We start from the raw sequence: 23,557 nt of genomic DNA on the forward strand, positions 1-23,557 counted from the left end.
ACCTTGCGCTTCGCATAGATCACTCCATGTTTGGAAAGAGCGTCAAGCTATTCACGCTATTCGGGTTCCCGGTGCGGGCGGACATTAGCTGGCTGCTGGTCGTGCTCCTGCTGAGCTGGTCGCTGGCCCAGGGTCTGTTTCCGACGACGCACCCCGGACTGTCCCAAGCCCAGTACTGGACCATGGGTGTTGTCGCCACGGTCGGCCTGTTTGTCTCGATTGTTCTACACGAGTTCGGTCACTCCCTGGTCGCGCGCCGTCACGGCATGCCCATGAAGGGAATTACGCTCTTTATATTCGGTGGCGTAGCGGAAATGCAGGATGAACCTCCCAGCCCAAGAGCCGAGTTCCAAGTGGCCGTCGCCGGACCGATCGTCAGCGTCATTATCGGCGCACTGTGCATAGGCATTGCCTCGTCCGGCAGCCTCTTCCATTGGCCGCGGGCCGTGACCGGTGTGCTGGGATACGTCGGATTCATGAACGTTATCCTCGTTGTGTTTAATCTTGTTCCGGCGTTTCCATTGGATGGCGGGCGCGTGCTGCGTTCCGCCCTCTGGCAATGGAAGAAGAATCTGCGAAGAGCGACGCGCATCACATCCAACATTGGAATGATCTTCGGTCTCACGCTGGTGGTCCTGGGCTTGTTAAGCATTGTGACCGGCAACTTCATCGGCGGCTTGTGGTGGGTCCTAATCGGGCTGTTCCTTCGGGGCGCCGCGCAATTGTCCTACCGGCAACTGCTGGTTCGGCGCGCACTGGAAGGGGAAGCGGTTCGCCAGTTCATGTCGACGGAGCCGATTACCGTTTCCCCCACCACAAGCCTGAAGGATGTTGTGGAGAACTATATCTATCGTTACCACCACCGCATGTTCCCCGTGACGCAGAACGGTAAGCTCGTGGGGTGCATATCATCGCGCGAGGTTCGCGATATTCCACAACAGCAGTGGGACCAGAAGGCCGTGCAGGAGCTGGTACGCCCTTGCAGCGAGGATAACACGATGTCACCGGACCTGGATGCCGTGAAGGCACTGGGAAGAATGCGGCGCGACGGCAATTCGAGGTTCATGGTGGTAGACGATGGACGACTTGTCGGGATTCTTTCGCTCAAAGATCTGCTCAAGTTCCTTTCACTGAAGATGGAGCTCGAAGAGGATGTGCCGCCGCGCCTCGCCGGATTGGGGTCGCAACCAGAGTAAGTACGTTGTGATCGGCAAGGAGCCGCTGCGAAATACCGCTTAGGGCGTTGAGAAGAAAGGCATGACATGGCTTCGCAATATCATGAACCAGTTGATGAATTGTCGCCCGACGCTCGAGACCTCCACCGGGCACTGTCCAGCCTGATGGAAGAGATCGAGGCCATCGACTGGTACAACCAGCGGGCGGATGTCTGCGAGGATGACCACCTGAGGGAAATCCTGTTACACAATCGAGATGAGGAGATGGAACACGCTGCAATGGCGCTGGAGTGGCTTCGCCGGCGCATGCCGGAGATTGATGAAAAGCTCAGGACTTACTTGTTCACTTCGCAACCGATCACCGAACTGGAAGACAACGCCGAGGACAACGGGGCGACTGCAGGCAAAGGCCTGCATACCGTCGGAGACCTCGGCCTGCGTAGACTCAGCGGATAGGGAAGCACAAATTGAGCAACATGATGACAGATTGGCACCGACGAACGCTTGCCCCTTTGACACCCGAGGCATGGAATGAGGTTGATTCCACGGCGCGACGTATACTCACGAGCCAGCTTTCCGCTCGGCGGCTGGTAGACTTCGATGGACCACATCAGCCGTTGATGGGCGCAGCCAATTCCGGTCGCCTGGAGATTTCGAAGACAGAAGGACCGGGTGGGGTCCCCTGGGGGCTGCGCAAGGTGGAGCCGCTGGTCGAACTCCGTATTCCCTTCGTCGTGAATCAGATGGAGCTCGATAACATTACGCGTGGTTGCCGCAACCCCGATCTGAGTGCCCTGGAGAAGGCTGCCGGAAAACTGGTCCGTTTTGAAGAAACGGCCATTTATCACGGCTTCGAAGCCGGCGGCATCCAGGGAATCACTCCGAGCTCTTCGCACGATGCGGTGCCCTTGCCTTCCGACGCCGGAGCATTGACGCAGAGCGTGGCCGAAGGCGTGAGGACATTGAGGGTATCCGGGATAGGTGGCCCATACGCGCTCGTCTTGGGCGGTGAACCCTTTTTTGCCCTGATGCAAGCGGGCACAACCGGGTATCCACCTATTCGCATCATCCGGAATACGCTTGGCGGTGAAGTGCTCTGGAGCCCGGCGCTGCAAGGCGGCGTTCTTCTTTCCACGCGAGGCGGCGACTTTGAGCTCGTCGTCGGTGAGGACATTTCGATCGGATACGCCATGCACGACCGCGACAAAGTCGAGCTTTATCTTGCCGAATCATTCACCTTTCGTGTTCATGAACCCGCCGCCGCGCTCGCTCTGCAATCGGCATGACGGACTCTGATGTTGCTGTTCCTTGGGTTCATGCTGTGCTTGTGATCCGCGGCGCCGGGACAGGAGTCCCTATCAGTGCCGGAATTGCCTGACGTCGCTGTCTTCGGTCAGTACATTAACGCGACAGCGCTGCATCGCAACATCGTGCGCGCAACGGCCAGTGATGCTCGCGTCGTCATGGGCGACTCCCTCAAGGCCCTTCAGCGAAAGCTGAAAGCGGACGCGCTGGATTCCACGGCGCGACATGGCAAGTATCTTGGGGTTCGGCTCGCAAGTGGTCGTTGCCTCGTCCTGCATTTCGGGATGACCGGCAACATTAAATACCTCAAAGTCAACGGAGATCCGCCCAAGTACAGCAAGCTGGTTCTCCAATTCGAGGACCACTACCAACTGGCCTATATCAACAAGCGCCGACTTGGCCGAATACAACTGGTAGAAGACTGGGACGCGTTTCTCGGGGGAGCCTCTCTCGGCCCAGACGCACTCCAGATAAAGAAGAGTGACTTCATCCAGTTACTCACGGTGGGGAAGGGATCGGTCAAGACTCGCCTGATGAATCAGAATGTACTGGCTGGACTGGGAAATGTCTATACCGATGAGACCTTATTCCAGTCCGGGATACACCCAGCCACGCATGTCAGTCGGATCACCCGCGCAAGAGCCTCGGACATCTGGCGTACCATGCGACACGTCTTGCGGACTGCGATTGATCGGAAGGCAGATCCCAATTCCCTGCCCGATTCCTGGTTGACACCACAACGCGGCGAAAACCAGTGTCCGTGCTGCAAGGGAAAGTTACGTCGCACGAAAGTCAGCGGCCGAACGTCGGTATTCTGCCCGCACTGCCAGCACAAATAGGCTGGGACCGGGCGCTATTTTGTAAGTGCCCCGAAGGCCAACAACCTCTCGCAAGTGCATGGACCTGAAGGCCCGCGCCATTGCCGCGGACAAGGCGTCACTGATTGTCGACGTAACCGATGAAATCCCGAGCGTTGTTGACCGCATGCCCCCTCTCGTCATTATTGAAATAGACATAGACGTCACGCCCCCGCTTCAGCCAGGTCCGCACGCGCTTGGCTGAGGCGACAAGCCTCTGATACGGATAACTACCGGCGAATTTACGGCGGTTCCTCGGTCCGTGAAATCGCAGGTATGTCCAGTTCGTAGTAAACTCGAGGGGGTTGTCTGGAAGCATGTCATGAATACAAAGGGCAACGCGATGGCGCTCAAGCACTCTGTAGACATCACGGGTAAACCAGGACGCATCGCGGAACTCGATGGACCAGCGCACTCTGCGCGGAATTGCTTCGAGGAAGCCGGCCAATCGCTTGCGATCCAGATGCCATTGCGGGGGAAGCTGAACCAGGATGGGGCCGAGATGGCGTCCGAGCCGTTCGGCGCGCGATACGAATCGCTCCACATACTCATCAGGATCTTTCAGATGTTTCAGGTGTGTACCGTAGCGGCTGAATTTGAGCGCCATGCAAAACCCTTGCGGTAACTTGCCCCGCCACGCGTCGAACGTGCTCGGACGGGGCAAGTTGTAAAACGTGTTGTTAATCTCGACCGTACCGAACGTTTCCGCATAGATATCGAGCCAGCGTGACTTTGGTGCTTCCTCGGGATAGAGACGCCCCTTCCAGTGGTCATACTGGTAGCCCGAGGTTCCGACGCGTAGTGTTCCGGTAGAAGGCATTGAATCGATGATCTCCCAGCGCCAACGCAATAGCCCACGCGCCTGAACGTAACTTGGATTCTCTGCTTCGCTTCTGTTAGTCGGGCTCAGCGGTGCCCTGGAGAGGGCGGCTGAAAGGCGCAAGGCTCGACTCGCGGTCCGGCCAGCGTGCGTCAATTCCGTAGACATTCTGAATCTCAAAGTGGAATCATGGTCGCGAGACGACCGGCTTCGAAGAGGCAAGTACGCTGGCATGAGTGATGCGGCGAACGGGCGCGTAATGCGACCTGAATTCCTTGTAAATATCGCGACGAAGGCATGCCGTCGCCCTGACGGCGCCGGGTTCAGTCTGGTAGAATCCCGGCATGACAACTGAACTGACTCGAGACGTTGCGTTGCTGGAGAATGTGCTGGAGCGCGTGCTGGTACGCTTGGGGCCGAGCGGACACCTGCGACTTTACAAGGAGCTTCGCCAGGCCTCCGGGGAGGGAGAGACGGATGGATTTCGAGCGGCGCGGGAACAAGTCGCTCGGCTTTCGCTTGAAGAAATCCGAGAGCTGATCAAAGCGTTGACCCTTCGATTTCATTTACGCAACCAGGCCGAGAAGGTCGCCATCATCCGGGCCAATCGTCGTCGTCAAGCCACCGCAACGACAGAAAGGCCACGACGCGAATCCATCGCAGAAGCGATCTGCACGCTGAAAGGCCGGGGCCATTCGCGCGAAGAGCTTCAGAGAATCATCCAGCGTCTGGACATTCAGCCGACGCTCACGGCACATCCAACGGAGGCGCGCCGTCGAACGTTGCTTCGCAAGCAACGGGCTATTGCCGAAGCGGTTATCGCTCTCGATCAGTTGAACGACGACGAGGAGGAGCGCAGATCGCTGATGAAATCTCTGGAAGAATTGATACTTTTGCTGTACGGCACGGATGAGGTGCGAATTGAGCGGCTGACGGTCTTGGAGGAGATCGAGGGATCGCTACATTTCCTGACGACTTCAATCTGGCATGCCGTACCGGCTATCATGCGCGATGTTGAGGAGGCCATCGGTAGGTACTTCGGGACCGCTCCTGTGGTTCCCCCGATTCTCCGATATCGCACGTGGATCGGCGGAGACCGCGACGGCAATCCGCGAGTAACGCCGGAGGTCACACAAGCCAGTCTGCTGGCACATCGGCGTGCCGTCATCCGGCTCTACGACGATAAGCTGTCCGAACTCTCGCGCGTGCTCAGCCTATCAGATCGGCGGCTCTGTGTTCCGGAAGAACTGACATCGGATGTTCAACCCACACATCTTGCCAGGCTCGTGCCGGAAGAGTCGATGGCGCGGCTGCAGCACGAGCCATTTCGGCTCAAGTTGCTTCAAATGCGCGCCCGGCTGGCGGCAGGCATCGACAATCCAGAGGCGTATTCCACGCGGGAGTTCGTGGCGGATCTCTCCTTGCTGACGGACACTCTTCATCGAATGAAACTGGACGATATTGTGCAGTGGACCGGGATCGGAGAACTGCGAACGCAAGCCGATGTCTTTGGGTTTCATCTGGCTGCCCTCGACATTCGGCAGCACAGTGCCGTCCATGGCGACGTTGTCGGCGAGCTTCTGCAGAAAGCGGGCAGGGAACAGCGTTATGCGGAGCTCGACGAGGCGGCGAAGGAGGAATTGCTCACTCGGATAATGAGTGAAGAGGCCATCGAGACGTCTCCAGGTGTGGAGGACGTTTCCCCTGTAAGTCGGGATCTGCTTGCCGTTCTTCGCATCGTCGAGCAGGCGCGACGGCATGAACCACGGGCCGTGGCAAGTTACGTCATCAGCATGACCAATGGCGTGAGCGATGTGCTGGAAGTTCTCTGGTTGATGCGAGTTGCCGGTTGCAGCGGGCTGGACATCGTGCCGCTGTTCGAAACAGTCGATGACCTGTCGCGGGCCCACGAGGTCATGCGGCAGATGCTGTCGAACGCCGCGTACCGCAAGCACCTTGAATCACGCAATCGGTTCCAGGAGATCATGCTTGGCTATTCCGACAGCAACAAGGATGGGGGCTACTTGATGTCCGGCTGGCTTCTGCATACGGCACAGTCGAAGCTAGCGCAAGTATGCCGATCGGCTGGCGTGGATTTCCGTTTCTTCCACGGAAGGGGCGGCACCGTCGGGCGCGGTGGAGGTCGGTCGAATCGCGCGATCCTGGCGACACCGAGCGACAGCCGGGGCGGGCGCATCCGCATGACGGAGCAGGGCGAAGTGATTTCGTTTCGGTACGGCCTGCCCGGCATAACACACCGCCATCTCGAGCAGCTCGTCAACGCAATGATCCTGGCGGAATCGGAAGCGACCGTCGCGGCGGAAGCGCGTTCTGCCACGGAGCTTGCTCTCATGTGGAGGCTCGGCGAGCGGTCCATGGCGGCGTATCGAGAATTGATTGATGACCCTTCGTTCTGGACGTGGTATACAAAGGCGTCGCCGATCGCGCACATCAGCGCCCTGCCAATCGCATCTCGCCCCGTGGCGCGATCCGGTGGCGCAGTACATTTTCAGAATCTGCGAGCAATCCCCTGGGTGTTTGCGTGGACACAGATGCGCCTCAACGTGCCAGGCTGGTATGGCATTGGCACCGCGTTGACCGAGGTACTCCAAGAATCAACAGAAACGCTGGGAATGATGCAAGCCTGGTACAAAAATTGGGAGTACTTCCGAACAATGATCGACAATGCCCAGCAGGAAATGGCCCGCGCCCGACTTGTCATCGCCGCCTGCTACGACGAGATGGCCTCCTCGTCTCGGATGAGGCAACTAACCGACGAGTTTCAGCGCGCCCGAGACGCCATACTCCGTATCACTGGCCAGAAAGAACTCCTGGATAATCGTCTCGTGATCAAGCAGTCAATCGACGAGCGGAATGGCGACACGGACTTGTTGAACCTGCTGCAAATCGAACTTCTGCGTCGATACCGCTGCGGCGATGAAGAAGAGCGATTAGCGCTTCAACCCGTGATCTTCGGCAGCATCAACGGAATCGCATCGGCGATGCAGAGCACCGGCTGAGGCGCTCCCTTGTTTCGTCTGCGCGGGTCGCGCGGCGGAAGCCGTCCCGGCTTCCGCCGGCCCCGGCCGTCCTCCATGCCGCGCCATTTTCACATCTCGCGCATCACCAATGCATTCGTAGCGCGCGACCCACGATAAATGCGTGGTCATGAGTGCCGACGGAGAAGCCCCGTTGTAACAATGGCTCAGCGGCTCGCGTGCATTTCGTGATTTCATCCCGCGTTCAGGTGAAGTTCAGGAGGAAGGACTCAGCTATCGTCGAAGTTGATTTGCCGACATCGGCACGCCCACGATTGTTGAGGAGATTGCCCGATGAAAGTCAAGGACGTCATGACTGCAACCGTAAGAGTCATCGATTCTGCCGAACCCACACAGAAAGCTGCCGAGCATATGGCCGCGATGAACGTGGGAGCCCTTCCCGTAGTTCAGGAGCACAAGCTGGTGGGCATGATCACAGACCGCGATGTCGTCGTTCGGGTCGTCGGGCAGGGACTTGACGCCCGAACCACGAGAGTGGGCGAGGTCATGACATCCGGCGCCTTGACGCTCCAGGAGAATGACGATGTTGCCGATGCGGCCCGGACCATGAAGGACCGCCAGGTGCGTCGCGTTCCCGTGGTCGACAACGAGCAGCGTGTTGTCGGCATCGTCACACTGGGTGATCTGGCCGTGAAGACCGGTTCCGAGGGACAAACGCTTGCCGGAGAGGCGTTGCAAGGCGTTTCAACACCGGCGGAACCCAATCTCTGAAGAGTAAAATAGGAAGCCGCGAATGTCAACGATCCATGTTTATTGGCGGGCACCCGGATTCAACGTTGAGGAGCAACGGAAGACGTCAGAGCGCGTTGTTCATACGGGAGTACTGACTGACGAGGTCGAGCCCGCGAGGGTTGAGGCGCCGGCTCTGGTGGAGGAGCTTTCTGCACGGGTCTATCAGCCGAGCGATCTCCCACCGGGTACGGTGCTGTATATCGAGGATCATCCCGGGCCGCTCCCACCACTGGCGCAACGGGCGATTCAGGCCGGCTTTCGAATCGAGCACGCAAGGCGGGACCCGGGATTGATGGACAACCCGGAGCAACCCTTGCCTCGCCAGGAGCCTGAGGAGACCGGTGAGAAACCAGCCAGTCGAATCGTGCCTCCCATTCCACCCGAGGGCCCCACCAAGATCTGACTCGTATCGCTGCGGAAGATGCTAATCCTGATCTTCTTCGAGCCACGCCCGAGCCTTTTCGATTTCCGCATGCTCGAAGTATCGGATGTCGGCCGTCGTGAATGGTCGGCAGAACGCGGCCATGCCTTTCTGCCATTTGGCTTCGCCCACGATAGCCAGTCGATCGATGTCACGAAAATGCCGGGCGTCAAACTTGATATCTTCCCAAAGGGCGCCGAGTTCCCAACCGTGGAAATCGTGCATTTGGAAGAGGAGCCGGATCTTGCCAAACTGTTGAATCCGTCGCTCGAGCTCGGGCACGAACCTTTCGTAATCTTCACGACTCAGCTTTCCCGTCACTGGGACCTCGAGAATTCGACCCTCGGCGCGTTCATGGATTTCCACGGCCATCTCTTACATCCTATGTCCAGGAATAAGTTCCGTCCCTGTCCGCAGAGACCTCAACTGTCACCAGATCTTGTGCGCTTCTATGAACCTGGAGTAACTGCCGCCTGAACGACGCGTAAGCCGCCGGAGACGCTAGTCGCCAGGCTCCTCCGTATCTGCGTGACCACCCCGCTCGGCGAATTCGCCGGAGTTCTTGGCATGCTGTGGTCGCCAGCGATTCCTCAGTTCATCGACATGCCGGCTATGCGTCAGAATGATCACGCGGTCGCCCTTCTGGATGTGGCTTTCGGCATCGGCGAGATGAAATTCGTCGTCTCGGTAAAAGCAAATGGCCCGGGCATCCTTGGGCAGGTCCAGCTCGCCGATCGTGCCCTTGTCCTCTTTGCCGGCTTGGAATTCAAAAAAGCGTGCTTCACCGCGGATCATCGTGGAAAGTTCGAGGACGTCCCGGCCGCGCGTGAGGTCGACGAGGTAGCGGCTGATGGTCTGATTGGGGACGATGGTATCCTTGAGACCGAGCTGTCGGCAGACGCCCTCGTAGGAGGGATCTTCGATCCGAGTCACTACGCGTTCGTAACCCAGCGACTGCCCAATGACGCTGGCGACGATGTTCACTAGGTCGTTACTGGTAAGGCAGAACAGCACATCGGTCTGCGATGGGCCGGCCTCCTTGAGGATTTTCGGCTTGCTGCCATCGCCGTGAAGGAAGCCACAGGACATGTCGTCGGTAAGACTCTCGATGCGCTCACGGTTTTCCTCGATGATGATCACCTCACCACCACGGTCCAGCACGGCGCGCGCAGTCATGGAGCCCATGTCGCCGGCTCCAATGATAACGATTCTCATGATATATCGGCTCGCTTTCCGATCCACGTACGCGGGTAGAAGAGGACGAGCAGGGCGATCATCTCAAGTCGCCTCATCAGCATGTCAACGCACAGGACCATCTTGGGAAACTCGGGCAGGACAGGGCCGGTGACGCCGGTCGATAAGCCCACCGTACAAGTGGCTGATACAACATCAAAGAGCGAATTCAAGGGATCATAGTTGTAGAGCAGCAAGACAAACCACGAAAGCAGGATGGTGACGACAAAGAGGGCAATGACCAGGAGTCCGTCGAGTGCGGTCCGATCACTCAGTTTTCGGCCGCCCAGACGTCGCGTGAGAACTGCGTGTGGCGGCGTAGTAGTGCGCACAAGTAGGCGCTGAAACAACCGCAGCACAATGAAGAACCGGATGAGCTTGATGCCTCCGGCCGTGGAGCCCAAGTCGCCTCCAATAAACATGGCGACCATTACCAGTGCCTTGGCAGCGGCGGGTAAGGCGGCGATATCCGTGGTCGTGAATCCCGTCGTGGTCTGCGCGGTGACCCCGAGAGCCACGCCGTGGCCAATAGCCTGAGTCCAGGACATGACACCGACGTAACGCAGCGTCCCAATGAGCGCAAGGGCGATGATTAACGTCATGAGTGGAAGCCCGACGGTCGTGAGGCCGCGCCTGGTCGGACGTTCGTTCGTACCCCAAAACCGGCGATAATACCACGAAATGGAGCCGGCCCCGAGGAAAGCACTCAGAAGGATCGCGGCCGGGGCCATCCATCCCGAAAGCCCGGCGAGACTTGCGTCGTCCACGGCGAAGCCCCCGGTAGATACGGAACTGAGTGTGTAGGTAATTGCAGCCAGCGGACGCAGTCCCAACAGAAATAGCGTAAGCAGGGACGCACCGGTCAGGATAAGGTAGACCACGCTGACTCGGCGGGCGTGCGCCCGAACGTCGACCGGAAACTCCGTGGAGGCGTTTTCTGTGGACGCGAGCCGACGAATGGCGGGCGCGGGGCGCACGAGGAGCGCCACCGAGACCACGACAATGCCCAGACCGCCGTACCATTGCAGCCAGGACCGGGCGAATAGGAAGCTGACCGGTTTGTTGGCAACGCTCTCCGTCATGGAAAGGCCCGTCGTCGTGACGGCGGAAATGGACTCAAAGACCGCATCGCCGAAGTGCAGCCCGTCGTAGGCGAAAGGAAGGCTCATCGTCAGTGCCGCTGCGAGAAGCGTAGCCGACGTAATCACTAATGCTTCGTTCGGTTGGATGCCGGGGCTTGGGCGCAACCGCCCAAGGCTAATGCCAATTACCGCCGGAATCCCCACGGCAACAAGATAGACGAGGCCCGCCTCCAATCCATTGGCCAAGAGGGAAACGAGCGCCGGCATCGTATTTAGCAATGCGACGACAACCAGAAGATCTCCCAGGTACTTCCCGACCGTCGACCAACGAACAGCAAAGCTCAGTTCCAGGCTGTCTCCCCGGTTTTGCATGCGAAGTTCATTCCGTGCCGTGGAATCGGCCCCAACGAAGTAGGCTAGAGCGTACGGTAAAGGGAAACCCGATGCACGCCCTCAGATTACAGCAAATTCATCCTCCTCGAGCGTGAAGCGACGTACGATTCGGATGTCACGAAACCGCATTCTTTGGCGGCCTCGGTCGGGATGGCGCACAACCTGGAGAATTACTGATGACGGCTACGGCAATTCTGGCGGAAGGCCCAAGCTCATTCGTTCAGTTTCAGCTTCTTGAGCCGGCACTGCGGGCAGTGCTGATCTATCTTGGCGGATTCGTGCTGATTCGCTTCGGGAAGAATCGCTTGCTTGGCAGGTCGACTCCGTTCGACATTGTCCTGGGAATCGTGCTCGGATCGCTTCTCAGTCGTGCGATCAACGGGACTGCAGAAGTGACCGTGACGATTGTCGCGGCGGCTTCACTCGTGGGCTTTCACACGCTCGTATCCTGGCTGTCACGACGGTCGCGTGGAATCGAACGGATCGTCAAGGGAAGACAGTTGGTCCTCGTTCAAAGTGGAAAAATCGACCGGGCGAACGCCCGGCAGGCGGACATCTCGGCGGAAGACCTGGGAGAGGCACTGCGCCTGCGCGGCGGGGTGGATTGCTATGCTGAGGTCGAACGCGCTTCGTTGGAGCGGAACGGAGAAATCAGCGTAATCCGTGCGCAACATCCTCCCCGAGTCATCGAGATCGATGTGGCTGATGGAGTACAGAAGGTGCGAATCGCATGGGAATAATGCATGGAAACGCCGCATTACAGAGGTCTTATGCCTGATTTACAGAACATTCAGGACCGGCCTCTCTATTTACAAGCCAGCCGCGGGCAGATATTGCGGTCCATACGTGAACAGGTAACGAATTACGGTGCGCGGGATGGGTCTGCGATGACCAGCATGCCAATCCCTGGCAGAGCATGCAAATGCCGGCAGTCTTTTCTCCCCGTGCCAATCTCTTGATGCGAGCGGCGATCGTCGCGCTGCTGATCGCCCCGATGGCGGCAGCAACCGGGCTGTATGCCTGGTATCATTCACCGTATGGCACGGGCATCGGCCAGGCAGTCCCACAGGACATTCCGTTCAGCCACGCCCATCACGTGGGCGGCCTAGGGCTAGACTGCCGCTACTGCCATAAGACGGCGGAGTCGAGTGCGTTCGCGGGGATGCCCGCGACGGATACCTGCATGCACTGTCACTGGCAGCTTTGGACCGAGGCTCCCATGCTGGAGCCGCTGCGCGAGAGCTGGCGAACAGGCTCCCGCTTGGAATGGACCCGTGTTCATCGGCTACCAGACTTTGTTTTTTTCGACCATTCCATTCACGTGAACAAGGGAGTCGGGTGCTCGACCTGTCATGGTCGGGTCGATCAGATGCCGCTGATGCGCAAGGCAGAAACGCTGCACATGAAATGGTGCCTCGATTGTCATCGTGATCCAGCGCCGCGGATTCGACCCGCCGATGAAATCTACAGTGTCGATTACGCGTTTCCGTCCGATGCACGTGCGCAGGGGAAGCGGCTGATGAAATACTACGGAATCGATACGACCGGTCTGACCAACTGCACGGCATGCCATCGCTGAGGACGACGTAGATGAAAATACACCCTCTTGCTTACAATCGCGAGACCGGCCGGGACTACTGGCGCAGCTTGGACGAACTTGCGGACAACGCCGAGTTTCGGCACTGGATCGAACAGGAGTTTCCGGGGGGGCTGGATCAGCTCAATACTCCGTCACGTCGCCATTTCCTCAAGATCATGGCCGCGTCCTTCGCCCTGGCAGGTTGGTCGGGATGTGAGCGTGCTCCTGAAGACGAACTGGTCCCGTACGTGCGCGAGCCGCGCGGGATGACGCCCGGTCGCCCCTTGACCTTCGCAACGGCACTGACGCGATCGGGTTACGCATGTGGCGTGCACGTAACCAGTTACGAAGGGCGGCCCACGAAGATAGAGGGTAATCCCCGGCATCCCGCGAGTCTGGGCGCGACGGATGTCTTCGCGCAAGCCGAGATTCTCTCTTTTTGGGATCCTGACCGCTCCCGTGCCGTGGTCGGGCCCAACGGAATTGCGTCCTGGTCCGGCTTTCTGCGGGAGCTTCAGGCCCGGCTCGTGCAGCATGGTGCGCATGCCGGCCACGGTATGCGGTTACTGACGGGAAACATCACTTCGCCGACAAGGTTAGCGCTTATCGAATCGCTGCTCAAGAGGTTTCCCGAGATGCGCTGGCATGTGCATGATCCGCTGGCAGACCACAATGAATCTTCAGCGATCAGACAGGTGCTGGGGCGCCCGGCGAGGTTGATTCATGATCTTTCCTCGGCCGAGCGAATCTTGTCGGTCGATTGCAATTTCCTTTTCGATCTGCCCGGAAGTGTTCGCTATGCCCGTGACTTTGCCAGCAAACGGAAGATCGACACCGAACAGGCCGCATCACAAGAAATGAATCGCCTGTACGTGGCGGAGGTCACGCCGACGACTACAGGCGCCAAGGCAGATCATCGCCTGCGAACCCATCCATCGTTGCTAGCGCCGTTTGTTGAAGCGCTCGCCGTCGAACTCGGCGTCGAGGAAGGCAACCGGAATCAAGCAGACCGGCTAGATGCGAAAACACGGACTTCTGTGCAGGCAACCGCGCGAGACCTCGCCACTTTTCCAAAACGGAGTGTTGTTCTCATCGGCCGGGGCCAGCCGCCTCGATCACACGCGCTCGGCCTCGCAATCAATGAGAAGCTTGATGCGTTCGGCAAGACGGTACGGCTCATCCCTCCGCTCTGCGCCGCGGGAAACGATGCTCCCGAATCTTTGAATGAACTCGCCCAGGACATGGCCGCTGGGGACGTCGAAACCTTGCTGATGATTGACGTCAATCCGGCCTATAGCGCTCCACAGAACCTGGCATTTCCCGAACACCTGAAGAAGGTGGAATTCGCCGTTCATATGGGGTTGCACGCGAACGAGACGGCGGAACATTGTCGTTGGCACATTCCGCTTGCGCACGAACTCGAATCCTGGGACGACGCCCGGGCATTCGACGGTACGGTTACAATTCTCCAGCCGCTGATCGCCCCTCTCTACAGGGGCCGCACGGCCAATGAACTGCTGGCCAATCTCGTGGGAGAGACATTGTTCGATGCGAAAGATCTCGTACGGCAGCGGTGGCGCCGGGAAGTACCCGAAGGGGACTTTGAGGACTGGTGGCACGACGCGCTGAAAGATGGCGTTATTCCCGACTCGGCATCTCTCCCGCTTGATGCGCGGATCGATGTCGGACGGGGAATTGCACAACCCGAGTCGCTGGATTCGCATCCGAGCGATACGACGGACGGCGGACTAGAGCTTGTTCTACTGCCAGGTTCTCGCATGTGGGACGGCCGATACGCGAACAATGCCTGGTTGCAGGAACTCCCCGATCCCGTGACAGGAGTAACTTGGGACAACGCCGCACTGATCAGCCCCTCGACGGCCGGGCGATTCGCACTGAAGACTGGCGACGTAGTCGCCATTCGATGCGCAGAAGTCGAGGTCGAAGCTCCTGTGTTCGTGCTTCCCGGCCAGGCGGATGATGTCCTCAGCTTGGCACTCGGGTATGGGCGCAGTGCCGGTGGACCAGTCGCGCAGGGAGTCGGCGTCAACGCGTACCCCCTTCGCACGGCGGAGACGACGTGGCACAGAAAAGGCGTCTCCATCCAGAAGACGGGGCGTACGCAAGTACTGGCCCAAACGCAGAATCATCATGTGATGGAGGGGCGCGACCTCTTGCGCCGAGGATTGCTCTCTGAGTTCCGGTCCGACCCATGGCAGCTGGCACACGAGGGCGGCCGTAAGCCAGCTCCCCTCGTGTCGCTGTATCCCCCACACTCTTATCCCGGCCAACAATGGGGCATGTCCATCGACCTGACGAGTTGTATCGGATGCGGAGCCTGCACCATCGCGTGCCAGGCGGAGAACAACATCGCGGTTGTCGGACGTGAACAGGTGCATCTGGGGCGAGAGATGCACTGGATTCGCGTCGATCGCTACTTCGCAGGACAGCCCGAAGACCCTGCCATCCTCCACCAGCCGGTGCCGTGCATGCATTGCGAAGACGCCCCCTGCGAGCTCGTATGCCCGGTGGGGGCCACTCAGCATAGTCACGACGGCCTCAACGAGATGATCTACAACCGCTGCATCGGGACGCGATACTGTTCGAATAACTGTCCATACAAAGTCCGACGATTCAACTTTTACCGCTACACGGAATACGACAGTGAGACGAGAAAACTTCAGCGCAACCCGGAGGTAACCGTACGCGCTAGAGGCGTGATGGAGAAGTGCACCTATTGCGTGCAACGGATTCGCAACGCCGAGATTGACGCCCGAAAAGAGAATCGTCAGATCAGCGACGGTGGCATTGTTACGGCTTGCCAACAGGCATGTCCAACGCAAGCAATCGTGTTCGGCGACATCAACGACAAAGCAACGGCCGTTTCGCAGGCAAAGCAGCAGGGACACTCCTACGCAATGCTGCGTGAGCTCAATGTTCGGCCGCGCACGACATATCTCGCCGAGATCCGCAATCCCAATCCCGCGCTAGCTTCCTCCGGCGACGCCCGTGCGGAGCGCAGCGGTACGGCTGGGAATTCATAGGCGAGGACGCGGGGCGAACATGGGAGCCAGTCCAGCAAATGTCGGCACGACGCAAGTCATCGATCCCAAGTACGGCTTGGGGTCAGTAACCGACCACGTCGTTGACATCCCCCTACAACCGCAATTCGCCAAGTGGTGGTTAGCGGCGACAGGGATTGCCCTGTCCGTGACATTGATGGGGCTCGTCTCCGCACTGTGGCTCCTGTACTGGGGACCGGGCGTATGGGGAATCAACATCCCCGTGGCCTGGGGATTTGCGATCCTCAATTTTGTCTGGTGGATCGGCATCGGACATGCCGGGACATTGATCTCGGCCATTCTTCTGCTCTTCCGTCAGAGATGGCGCACGAGCATTAATCGCTTTGCTGAGGCGATGACCTTGTTCGCCGTTATGAACGCCGGCCTGTTTCCCCTCATGCACTTGGGACGATTCTGGAAGTTCTACTACCTGGTACCGTATCCCGACACCATGGGCTTATGGCCCCAATGGCGCAGCCCGCTGGTGTGGGATGTCATCGCGGTTCTGACCTACGCGACCGTATCTCTCATCTTCTGGTATGTCGGGTTGATTCCGGATCTGGCGACTCTGCGCGATACCGCGAAGCGCAAATGGACACGTCGCATTGCAGGCATTTTTGCGCTCGGGTGGCGTGGTGCAGCCAGACACTGGCAGAATCATCAGGTCGCCTATCTCCTGCTCGCCGGACTCGCCACGCCCCTGGTGATTTCGGTGCACAGTATCGTGTCTCTCGACTTTGCCACCGCCTTCGTGCCGGGCTGGCATACGACGATCTTCCCGCCCTATTTCGTCGCGGGTGCTATCTTCTCCGGCTTCTCGATGGTTTTGACGCTCATTATTCCGGCCAGGCCACTCTTCGGGCTGAAGGGGTTGATCACAACGCGGCATCTGGACGTAATGGCCAAAGTCATGCTCACGTCGGGGCTGATCGTCGGCTATGGATACATCATCGATAACTTCACGTGCTTCTTCAGCGCTGATCGGTTCGAAATGTACATGGCGCGCGATCGCATGCTCGGCGCCTACGCCCCCGTCTATTGGGCGACATTGACCTGCAACGTGCTCATCCCTCAACTACTCTGGATTCGCTGGGTCCGTACCCGCGCCATTCCACTGTTCTTGGTTTCGCTGGCAATCAACGTCGGAATGTGGACTGAACGCTACATGATTGTCATTCAGCCACTGCATCGCGACTTCATGCCCAGCGCCTGGGGTTGGTTCTCCGCAACTTTCTGGGACTGGTCGCTGTTCATCGGAACACTTGGTCTCTTCTGCCTGGCCATGCTGCTATTCGTTCGTATTATTCCCATGCTGTCCATGTCAGAACTTCGAGAGCTTTTGCATGGCGTGAAGGGAGCGCGGCCCGACTCAGAGACGCCAGTGTCGCAGACATTCTCGGCTACATCTTCCCGCAAGAGCGACTCTCTGGATGTCGCGCGACTTTATGGGATCTGCGGCGTCTTCCGGGAGCCGGAGTCGTTGTTAAAGGCGGTCAAGAGCGCGCGCGCCAAAGGGTATCGTCGTCTGGATACATTCACGCCTTTCCCCGTGGACGACCTTCCTGACGCGCTGGGATTAAGGCGCAGTCCAGTAGCCTTGCTTGTTTTAGTGGGCGGCCTCTTCGGTGCCATTGGCACTTTCGCGACGGAGGCATACGCAGCCGTATTCGATTACCCCTGGAATATCGGCGGACGGCCATACTTCAGTTGGCCGTCCTTCATACCACTGACCTTTGAATTGGGCGTGCTGGGTGGCGCCTTGTTCGGGTTCGTTGGCATGATTCTGCTCAACGGACTACCCAAACTCTATGATCCCATATTCAACGCAAGAGGATTTGAGCGTGCCTCGCGAGACCGCTTCTTCCTGCTAGTCCAACAGGACGACCCGCAATTCGATCGCGACCGTGTGGAGCAGGATTTGTCCGCATGGAGTGCGCTCGACATCTTGCCCGTCCCTAAGGACTTCCAAGGCGAGGATACCGCGTGAGTTGCCAAGGCACAATCATAGTCGGTTCCCTTGCGGTGATGCTGGTCAGTGCTGGCTGCGATTACCAGGTTAATATGGCCAAGCAACCGCGGACAAGGACGCTTCAAGCATGCCCGGTGTTTCCGGACGGCGCATCGGCTCGACCACTCGTCGAAGGCGTCGTGAACACAGAAGGAGAGATGTTTTCGTTTTCCGTAACTTCGCCCCCGCCACCGCAGCCACCCCTTACCATGGCACTCTTGCAACGCGGACAGCAGGTCTTCAATGTGTCCTGCAAACCATGTCATGGCGCGGCGGGATACGGCGATGGCATGGTTGTCCAACGCGGCTACCCCCGCCCCCCTTCATACCATACGGCGCGGCTGCGCGACAAACCTGATGACTACATCTTTCAAGTGATCACCGACGGGCTCGGGAAAATGCCTCCATATCTAGACCAGGTACCCTCTGCCCCCGATCGATGGGCTGTCGTCGCCTACGTTCGAGCGCTTCAACTCAGCCAACACGCCCCGGTCGGCATCGTTTCACCGTCAATTCACTTCGACGCACGGCGAGAAGAAGATGTGGCACCTATTGCGCCCCAAGCGTCAACGGAGGGCGCCCATTGAATAACGCAAACGATCACAACTACGCATCGGCCTTGACGCAACGGCTGATGTTCACTGGCATTGCTGGAATGGCGCTGGCCATCGGGATCGGCCTCGCTCGGCCGAGTGCATTCTATTTTGGATACTTATGCGGCTTCCTGCTCTGGATAGGTGTCCCGCTGGGCGGTGCCGGCCTCCTGATGATACATCACCTAACCGGCGGTCGGTGGGGTTGGAGCATACGCCAGATGTTGGAAGCCGCGACGGCGTCGCTTCCCCTGATTGTTCTTGCCTTTATTCCAATCGCACTTGGCGTACGATTGCTGTATCCTTGGGTCGCACATGGCTTTCCGAACAAGCCGGACTTCGCATTTCGCGCCTGGTACCTGCAGGAAGGATTTTTCTTTGGGCGTGCGATCGTCTTCATCAGTCTCTGGGTCGTTGGAGGAGTCGTTCTACTATTTCTGACCAGGAGGGCGGCCCAATGTCGTGCTGGCGGGAGCGGTGCCCTCCAGGCGCTCTCGGCCTTGGGACTTATCCTCTATTTTCTTACCGTTAGCTTTGCCAGCATTGATTGGATACTGACTCTCGAACCGGCCTTCTATTCGAGCGTTTTTGGCTTGTATGTCATTCTGGGCCAGGCCTTGACGGCCCTGGCCGTGTTTATCGTCCTCGCCCTCACCCTGCCGTGTCCCCATGGCGCCGAGCCCCTACCTCCTGCACAGCTTAATGACTTAGGTACGCTCCTTCTGACTTTTGTGGTACTGCATACGTACATGGCCTACTCCCAGTTTTTCATCATCTGGAACGGCAATCTTCCCGACCACGGCGCCTGGTACGCTCCACGAATGACGGGCTTCTGGGCGTTGGTATCAATCGCCCTGATCGTCCTGCACTTTCTGCTGCCATTATTCGCCTTGCTATTTCGGACAGTGAAAAAAAACCCCCGGAGACTGCTGATGATTGCGTGTGTTGTGCTCTTCGCACGCACACTTGACTCTGCCTGGATGGTGCTCCCGTCGGCCCACGGATCCTGGCTGGCGATTGTTGAGGCCGTCCTGGCAATGATCGGCGTCGGCGGTATATGGCTATCCGTCGTGGTGTGGCTTTGGAGCCGTTCGCCCGCTATGGCCACCGCGCGGGAGGTGGCGGAATGACCACCCCGGGGAACGAGCAAGGTACGGTTGCGAAGCATGCACCAAACACTCCCAATACCCCCGCCATCTGGCTGGCTATTGCGGGCTTTTTCATCGTGCTCGGCCTCGTGAGCGCCGGTGTGCTGCGTGTCCTCGGCAGATTCCAGTCCGCCCATCCGGAGGTCCCCCAGCCGATCGTCGTACCGGCGACAGACCGGCCGATATCGCCCTGGGATGACCCTCCGGGCGATTTAGCCCGTAACTTACGGTTGCAGCAAACCCGGTTGAATAGTTACCGTTGGATCGACAAGAAGCACGGGATCGTGCAAATTCCAATCGACCAGGCCATGCAACTGGCTGCGAAACGCGGATGGGAGCGCGTTATAACCGAACTCTACGATACTGGCTTCGCTGAAAACAGCGACGGCGGAAGAACTGGATCACGATAATGCGCATCGCAGGAGTCACAGGCTTTCTTGCTGAAGTGAACACCGATCTTCTGAGCTGGTTTGACTGGATGCTGCCCGAGCGCGCAGCCGAAGGGGCTCGAGAAGTGGATGCCGTCTTCCTCAGCCTGATCGCTATGGCGCTGTTCTTTGTACTCCTTGTCGGCCTCCTGATTCTCCGGTTCTCCATCAAGTACCGTGCTGGTTCCAGGGCAGACCGCAGCGGACGCGTCCAAAAAACCTGGCGGTGGGAAGTCACGTGGACGATCATTCCAGGCCTGATCGGGCTGGCCATATTTATCTGGTCCGGGTGGGTGTTCTTCGACGTGACGCAGCCTCCCCGCAACGCTCGTACGATCTACGTTGTGGGCAAGCAGTGGATGTGGAAGATCCAGCATCCCGACGGACCGGAGGAGATCAACGAATTGCACCTGGCCCGCGGGCAGCCGGTCAAGCTTCTTCTCCGGTCCCAGGACGTCATACACAGCTTCTATATACCTGCATTTCGCGTGAAGCAGGACGCCCTTCCAGGACGCTACACGTCGATGTGGTTCACGCCGAATAAGACCGGCGCCTTCCATCTTTTCTGCGCTGAATATTGCGGGACAGAGCACTCGCAAATGCGCGGAACTGTATATGTAATGGAGCCTGAGGCTTTTCAACTGTGGCGCAGCAGCGCGTCGCCGAAAGACAAGGCACCCAATATGCCCGGAACTCCAGGTGCGCCGCTTGCGATCACCGGACAAGGAACCTTCTTTGATTTCGGCTGCAACGCATGCCATACGCCGTCCGCCCGCGTGATCGCCCCACAACTGGACGGTCTCTTCGGTCAGCAGATCCGCTTGCGCGATGGCTCGCTTATTACTGCCGACGAACAGTACATTCGCGAGTCCATTCTCGATCCGAACGCAAAGATCGCGGCGGGCTACGCCTACCCGTCGCTCATGCCGACCTACAAGGGACAGATCTCCGAAAGCGAGATGCGCGATCTGATCCAATTCATCCAGGACCTCCGCGATGGCTGGCCGGGAAAAGGAGAAACACCATGACGGCCGCTGCGGCAGACCCAATGCAGAGCTTCATTCGTTCCAGATGGGGATGGCGCGATTGGCTCCTGACCACTGACCACAAGCGCATTGCGCTACTCTACTTGCTCTCGATTACGGGTTTCTTCTTTATTGGTGGTGCGGCCGCATCCCTCGTACGTCTCGAACTCCTGACGCCCAAGGCTGATCTCCTCGGCGAAGAGATCTACAATCGCTCCTTCACGCTGCATGGCATCATCATGGTCTGGTTCTTTCTCATTCCGTCCATTCCCGCGGTCTTCGGCAATTTCCTCGTTCCGCTCATGATCGGGGCACGCGATCTCGCATTTCCGCGTCTCAACCTGGCGAGTTGGTATATCTTCATCGCGGGCGGATTGATCGTCCTCTCGGCCATTATCTGGGGCGGCGTTGACACAGGGTGGACCTTCTACACCCCCTACAGCACGACGTACGCGAACAGCGCGGTCGTGCTCGTTATCGCCGGGATTGTCGTGGCAGGCTTTAGCTCCATTCTCACCGGGCTGAACTTCATCGTCACAATCCATACGATGCGCGCTCCCGGTATGGGCTGGATGCGGCTTCCTCTCTTTGTGTGGTCGACCTACGCGACAAGCATCATCCTCGTGCTCGCCACGCCGGTACTGGCGATTGTCACGATACTGGTCGCGATTGAGCGCATTTGGACCGTTGGAATATTCAACCCCGATCTTGGCGGCGACCCTCTCCTCTTCCAGCATCTCTTCTGGTTTTACTCTCATCCCGCCGTCTACATTATGGTGTTGCCGAGTATGGGTGTCGTCAGCGAGATCATTCCATGCTTCGCGCGCAAGCCCATTTTTGGCTACCACTTTATTGCCTTTTCTTCGATCGCCATCGCCGTTCTCGGGTTCCTCGTGTGGGGACACCATATGTTCGTGAGCGGACAGAGCATTTACGCTTCTCTCATATTCTCAATATTGTCCTTCCTCGTGGCCATACCGTCCGCGATCAAGGTCTTTAATTGGACGGCGACGCTCCACAAGGGAACGATCCACTTTCGTACGCCGATGCTCTATGCTCTGGGATTTGTGGGTCTGTTCGTTCTGGGTGGACTGACTGGACTGCTTCTCGCCGCCACGGCCGTAGACATCCACGTACACGACACCTATTTTATCGTCGCGCATTTTCACTATATCATGGTCGGCGGCGCCGTGATGGGCTATCTGGCGGCAGTACATTTCTGGTGGCCCAAGCTTAGCGGTCGACGCTACCACGAAGGACTGGGCATCTTCAGCGCCATTCTACTCTTCGTTGGCTTTAACCTCACGTTCTTTCCGCAGTTTATTCTCGGCTACGAGGGAATGCCGCGGCGCACAGCCTCATACGCTGAGGAGTTCCAGTTATTGAATGTGCTCTCGACCGCCGGGGCCTCGATTCTCGGCGTTGGTTATGTACTTCCTCTGATCTATCTCCTATGGACGCTGCGCAAGGCACCCGACGCAGGGCCAAACCCCTGGGGAGCTACTGGCCTTGAATGGTCGGTCTCGTCTCCGCCTCCCCAGGAAAACTTCGCTGAGACGCCCGTCATTACGGGCCCGCCCTACGCATATGACACAATGAGTGATCCCATGAATCAGGAGTATGTGCATGGCTGAACGGGGCGTAGCGCGACAATTTGACGATTCCGGCCAGAAGCACGCCGCGGCTACGCTCGGTATGTGGATCTTCCTCGCCGGCGAGATCCTCTTCTTCGGAGGCATGTTCATCGGCTATACGGTATACCGCATACGGTATCCGAACGCCTTTCATGTGGGAAGTGAACATCTCTACTTGTGGATTGCGGTGGCCAATACGGCGATTCTGTTGACCAGCAGCCTGTTTGTTGCTCTTGCACACCACGCCGCTGGCACGGATGATTCGCACAAATCACAGCGGCTTCTCTCGTGGACCATCGCGTTGGGGCTAGCCTTTCTGGTCCTGAAGGGTTTGGAGTACTACCTCGATTATCAAGAGAGAATCGTTCCCGTTCTTGCCTTTGACGAAAGCGCGATTGAGGGCGCCGAGGCTTCGAATGTACAGCTCTTCCTCATTTTCTACTTCATCATGACTGGGATTCACGCGGTTCACGTAACCGTGGGCGTGGCCGTCTGGACCGTTCTCGTGCTCATGATACGGAGGGCACGCTCGGTAGTCGGTTACCGGAATATCGTCGAAATGGCTGGGCTCTACTGGCATTTCGTCGATGTTGTCTGGCTGTTCCTGTTGCCGCTACTCTATCTGTTGGGTGCAAGTTGATGCAAACGGGTCCGACACCAGCTAAGTACATTCGCACGGCTGTAGCACTCTTGGCTCTGCTGATTGTGACGGTCGCCATCTCGTACGCGCCGCTCGGAGTGCTCGGCTTGGTCATTGCGCTGGGAATCGCCGTAGCGAAATCAAGCCTCGTTGGCGCCTACTTCATGCATGTGCGGTACGGCCCGCCGATCGTTCGCGTCTTCGCCATTGCCGGATTGATCTGGCTGAGCCTTCTGTTCTGGCTCACACTGAATGACTATCTCACCCGCGCGTGAACGATGAAGGAGCGGAATTTCCGAAGGAATGGTAGCGTAACTGCGTTGTCACAGCCGGCCGCGCATGCTTGAGCACATCCCACCTACA

Annotated in this window: 22 protein-coding genes; 18 read left to right on the forward strand and 4 right to left on the reverse strand. The window is 58.3% G+C overall.

Annotated features, from left to right (window positions below; translation table 11 throughout):
• Positions 1-26: 26 nt before the first annotated feature.
• The 4 genes from J5J06_10810 (at position 27) to J5J06_10825 (ending at position 3,319) form a co-directional block, all read left to right on the forward strand.
• On the forward strand, positions 27-1,196 hold the full coding sequence (locus J5J06_10810; protein MCO6437568.1) for a site-2 protease family protein: 1,170 nt from the start codon (positions 27-29) through the stop codon (positions 1,194-1,196).
• A 66-nt stretch (positions 1,197-1,262) separates the two neighbouring features.
• Entirely contained in the window at positions 1,263-1,631 is a 369-nt protein-coding gene (locus tag J5J06_10815) for a ferritin (GenBank protein MCO6437569.1), read from the forward strand.
• A gap of 20 nt (positions 1,632-1,651) precedes the next feature.
• Positions 1,652-2,461 (forward strand): bacteriocin family protein, encoded by an 810-nt coding sequence (locus J5J06_10820; protein ID MCO6437570.1) that lies wholly within the window; start codon positions 1,652-1,654, stop codon positions 2,459-2,461.
• A gap of 75 nt (positions 2,462-2,536) precedes the next feature.
• Positions 2,537-3,319, forward strand: a complete 783-nt coding sequence (locus tag J5J06_10825) for a formamidopyrimidine-DNA glycosylase (GenBank protein MCO6437571.1) — start codon at positions 2,537-2,539, stop codon at positions 3,317-3,319.
• 97 nt (positions 3,320-3,416) lie between these two features.
• On the opposite strand, the gene J5J06_10830 is transcribed toward J5J06_10825, so the two are convergent.
• Positions 3,417-4,157, reverse strand: coding sequence for a DUF72 domain-containing protein (locus tag J5J06_10830; protein MCO6437572.1), 741 nt, complete (start codon positions 4,155-4,157; stop codon positions 3,417-3,419).
• Positions 4,158-4,501: 344 nt separating this feature from the next.
• On the opposite strand from J5J06_10830, the gene J5J06_10835 reads away from it, so the two are divergent.
• From J5J06_10835 to J5J06_10845, 3 genes are all read left to right on the forward strand, one after another.
• Positions 4,502-7,177, forward strand: a complete 2,676-nt coding sequence (locus tag J5J06_10835) for a phosphoenolpyruvate carboxylase (protein ID MCO6437573.1) — start codon at positions 4,502-4,504, stop codon at positions 7,175-7,177.
• 312 nt (positions 7,178-7,489) lie between these two features.
• Positions 7,490-7,927 (forward strand): CBS domain-containing protein, encoded by a 438-nt coding sequence (locus tag J5J06_10840; protein MCO6437574.1) that lies wholly within the window; start codon positions 7,490-7,492, stop codon positions 7,925-7,927.
• 22 nt (positions 7,928-7,949) lie between these two features.
• Positions 7,950-8,351: a hypothetical protein gene (locus tag J5J06_10845; GenBank protein ID MCO6437575.1), complete on the forward strand. Its 402-nt coding sequence runs from the start codon at positions 7,950-7,952 to the stop codon at positions 8,349-8,351.
• 21 nt (positions 8,352-8,372) lie between these two features.
• On the opposite strand, the gene J5J06_10850 is transcribed toward J5J06_10845, so the two are convergent.
• The 3 genes from J5J06_10850 to J5J06_10860 form a co-directional block, all read right to left on the reverse strand.
• On the reverse strand, positions 8,373-8,741 hold the full coding sequence (locus J5J06_10850; GenBank protein ID MCO6437576.1) for an STAS/SEC14 domain-containing protein: 369 nt from the start codon (positions 8,739-8,741) through the stop codon (positions 8,373-8,375).
• Between the two features lie 129 nt (positions 8,742-8,870).
• Entirely contained in the window at positions 8,871-9,584 is a 714-nt protein-coding gene (locus J5J06_10855; GenBank protein ID MCO6437577.1) for a TrkA family potassium uptake protein, read from the reverse strand.
• Entirely contained in the window at positions 9,581-11,056 is a 1,476-nt protein-coding gene (locus J5J06_10860; GenBank protein MCO6437578.1) for a TrkH family potassium uptake protein, read from the reverse strand. Before J5J06_10860 ends, J5J06_10855 begins: the two co-directional genes overlap by 4 nt.
• A gap of 197 nt (positions 11,057-11,253) precedes the next feature.
• On the opposite strand from J5J06_10860, the gene J5J06_10865 reads away from it, so the two are divergent.
• From J5J06_10865 to J5J06_10915, 11 genes are all read left to right on the forward strand, one after another.
• Positions 11,254-11,817, forward strand: coding sequence for a DUF421 domain-containing protein (locus J5J06_10865; protein ID MCO6437579.1), 564 nt, complete (start codon positions 11,254-11,256; stop codon positions 11,815-11,817).
• A gap of 182 nt (positions 11,818-11,999) precedes the next feature.
• On the forward strand, positions 12,000-12,656 hold the full coding sequence (locus tag J5J06_10870; GenBank protein ID MCO6437580.1) for a cytochrome C: 657 nt from the start codon (positions 12,000-12,002) through the stop codon (positions 12,654-12,656).
• Between the two features lie 11 nt (positions 12,657-12,667).
• On the forward strand, positions 12,668-15,700 hold the full coding sequence (locus J5J06_10875; protein MCO6437581.1) for a TAT-variant-translocated molybdopterin oxidoreductase: 3,033 nt from the start codon (positions 12,668-12,670) through the stop codon (positions 15,698-15,700).
• 19 nt (positions 15,701-15,719) lie between these two features.
• Positions 15,720-17,705 carry a DUF3341 domain-containing protein gene (locus tag J5J06_10880; GenBank protein ID MCO6437582.1) on the forward strand — a complete coding sequence of 662 codons (1,986 nt, stop codon included), beginning with the start codon at positions 15,720-15,722 and terminating at the stop codon, positions 17,703-17,705.
• Positions 17,706-17,743: 38 nt separating this feature from the next.
• Positions 17,744-18,313 (forward strand): cytochrome c, encoded by a 570-nt coding sequence (locus tag J5J06_10885; protein MCO6437583.1) that lies wholly within the window; start codon positions 17,744-17,746, stop codon positions 18,311-18,313.
• Positions 18,310-19,449: a hypothetical protein gene (locus tag J5J06_10890; GenBank protein MCO6437584.1), complete on the forward strand. Its 1,140-nt coding sequence runs from the start codon at positions 18,310-18,312 to the stop codon at positions 19,447-19,449. The genes J5J06_10885 and J5J06_10890 overlap by 4 nt, the downstream gene beginning before the upstream one ends.
• A complete protein-coding gene (locus tag J5J06_10895) occupies positions 19,446-19,877 on the forward strand; it encodes a hypothetical protein (GenBank protein ID MCO6437585.1) in 432 nt (143 codons plus the stop codon). Before J5J06_10890 ends, J5J06_10895 begins: the two co-directional genes overlap by 4 nt.
• Positions 19,878-19,945: 68 nt before the next feature.
• Complete coding sequence (gene coxB / locus J5J06_10900; GenBank protein MCO6437586.1) at positions 19,946-20,923, forward strand: cytochrome c oxidase subunit II; 978 nt, start codon at positions 19,946-19,948, stop codon at positions 20,921-20,923.
• Positions 20,920-22,554, forward strand: a complete 1,635-nt coding sequence (ctaD, locus tag J5J06_10905; GenBank protein MCO6437587.1) for a cytochrome c oxidase subunit I — start codon at positions 20,920-20,922, stop codon at positions 22,552-22,554. Before coxB ends, ctaD begins: the two co-directional genes overlap by 4 nt.
• The gene (locus J5J06_10910) at positions 22,547-23,194 is read left to right on the forward strand and encodes a cytochrome c oxidase subunit 3 (GenBank protein ID MCO6437588.1); all 648 of its coding nucleotides are present in this window, start codon (positions 22,547-22,549) and stop codon (positions 23,192-23,194) included. The genes ctaD and J5J06_10910 overlap by 8 nt, the downstream gene beginning before the upstream one ends.
• On the forward strand, positions 23,194-23,469 hold the full coding sequence (locus J5J06_10915; protein ID MCO6437589.1) for a cytochrome C oxidase subunit IV family protein: 276 nt from the start codon (positions 23,194-23,196) through the stop codon (positions 23,467-23,469). The genes J5J06_10910 and J5J06_10915 overlap by 1 nt, the downstream gene beginning before the upstream one ends.
• Positions 23,470-23,557: the final 88 nt, after the last annotated feature.

Source organism: Phycisphaerae bacterium (assembly GCA_024102815.1).
Lineage (GTDB): Bacteria > Planctomycetota > Phycisphaerae > UBA1845 > UBA1845 > JAGFJJ01.